At 40.8% G+C, this 1823-nt stretch carries 3 protein-coding genes; 2 read left to right on the top strand and 1 reads right to left on the bottom strand.

What is annotated here, in order from left to right; translation table 11 throughout:
• The first annotated feature begins 401 nt into the window (after window positions 1-401).
• Entirely contained in the window at window positions 402-662 is a 261-nt protein-coding gene (locus tag H6G97_RS50765) for a hypothetical protein (RefSeq protein WP_242056209.1), read from the top strand.
• Here H6G97_RS50765 and H6G97_RS50760 read toward each other — a convergent pair.
• Window positions 659-1291, bottom strand: coding sequence for a TetR/AcrR family transcriptional regulator (locus tag H6G97_RS50760; RefSeq protein WP_190947737.1), 633 nt, complete (start codon window positions 1289-1291; stop codon window positions 659-661). The genes H6G97_RS50765 and H6G97_RS50760 overlap by 4 nt on opposite strands.
• Before the next feature lie 98 nt (window positions 1292-1389).
• Here H6G97_RS50760 and H6G97_RS50755 point away from each other — a divergent pair.
• Window positions 1390-1823: Coq4 family protein (locus H6G97_RS50755; RefSeq protein WP_242056208.1), on the top strand; the 434-nt coding region annotated here is incomplete at its 3' end.

The following is a 1823-nucleotide window of genomic DNA, read 5'->3' as shown; positions in this document are numbered from 1 at the left end:
TGTCCTGGCTTCATAATTAAACTCCTGATTGTTTAGAAAGATAGACAATTTCTCCAGCCGAAGGATTGACTAGTAATTTAAAGAAATTGCCAAGACTATTCTTTATGAAACTTATGATTTGCGGCTGTTTACTCCCGCTACGGTTCTATTTTGCTTCTACCTCCGTCCGGAAACTGAGTACGGAAAACTGGTATTGGCTAATACAACGCTCATTAACAATAGCTCCACAAAAACTGACTTTTTAGAAGAGAAATTGTTGAAGGTTCTGGAGTCAGAAATTAGAGAGTAATGCAACAAAGAAGCAATGCCAATAAAGGTATTATGTGGTTTTAGCATGTTACATAAATACTACTAGCTAATCTTTTTTCTGGTATGGGCAGTACACCGTTAAAATTGACCACTTGAAACCACTGAATTACCTGGAGCCGGAATGTCAGCAGATGCAGTCTCTGAGCGATGCCTACGGCGGGCTATGCCTACGCATCAGTAGATTACGGGAAAACGAGAACTTGAAAGATCCCCCAAGTGCTGTGCTGAAGCATCTGGTGGAGTTGAAACGCCCGTATTTGAATGCGTTTGAAGAAGAACTTTTGGGTTTCATAGAGGCAAAAGCATCTATCACAAAGGCGGAAGCAAGTATTGGAGATGTTCAAGATAGTTAAATTTGATATGTTTGCAAGTAGGCAGTAATCAAGGTTTTGGTTTCCTTCACTAGTTGTTTGCGCTCAAGTGGCTCACGCGTGAACGAAAGCCACAGCAGTTCATTAGAGACTTTGACTACGGTTGTCGCAATCAGTCGAGATTGAGTGGCATCGAGTTGAGGATTTCGCCGTGAAAAGAAATCAGCTAGTTCAACTAATATCTGTTGGTCATATTCGTTAAACTTACTGGCATCAGTAAGGGTCATCAAGTCGATTAACTGTCCTAATACTGCTCGATAACCAGGATTCTGCTGTGCAAAATCTTCAAACGCATTTACCATGCGCTCAACGTAAGTAGCAATATCAGCCTTTGCCAGCTCTGTATGAAGTTGTACGAAAATTTGATATTCCTGTTCAAAATAGCGATTGGCAAGCGCCCGGACAAGTGCCTCTTTGTGTGGAAAAAATTGGTATAACGAGCCAACTGGAATGGCTGCACGTGTGGCGATAGCTCTTGTAGTGGTTTGCTCATAACCAAATTCGATAAAAAGCTGCTCTGCCACATCCAAAATGTGATGAACTCGTTCTTGGCTACGTGCCTGCTTGGGTTGGCGTCGCATGGTTGAGGCTTTGTGAAGTTCTTTTGTCATCCTTCAAGATTATCATTGACAAACATGAACAATGTTCATATATTAAAAATGAGCATTGTTCATGTTTGTGGTCAATTTGATAATTAACAGGTCATATCATGCCATCCATTGTTCCGACACTCAAAGGGATAAAAGCTTTCGTCATGCTTTTGTTAGATGAAAAGGGTAATCTAAAACTTGTTTGGGAATTGAGCGATAGTCTACTCGATAGTTGTGCTTTTCAACTAGCGGTTGCAAGTATGAAAACAATTCCAGAAGTAGCAGATATCTTGGCAGAACGCTATATTGCTCCTACACATGATTTAGAAGCTCTACTACAATATCCTCCAGATTCCTTGGGCTACACCTATGCTAGCCACATGAAACAGTTAAGCTTTAAAACGCTAGAGCCAGAAATAAAGAGCAATTCTGACAGCAGCTACATAGAAAATCGCTGGCGGCAGACCCATGATATTTGGCACATCATAACCGGATTTGATACAAGTGAAATTGGAGAAATTGGCTTACAAGCTTTTTATTTGGCACAACTTCA

This window comes from Nostoc flagelliforme FACHB-838 (assembly GCF_014698065.1).
Lineage (GTDB): Bacteria > Cyanobacteriota > Cyanobacteriia > Cyanobacteriales > Nostocaceae > Nostoc > Nostoc flagelliforme_B.
The sequence above is the reverse complement of the archived record's forward strand: the minus strand, read 5'-3'. Positions and strand labels throughout refer to the sequence as shown.

Bases quoted from the DNA above. Each gene is read 5' to 3' on its own strand.
- H6G97_RS50760 (WP_190947737.1), bottom strand. From the start codon at position 1,291: ATGACAAAAGAACTTCACAAAGCCTCAACCATGCGACGCCAACCCAAG.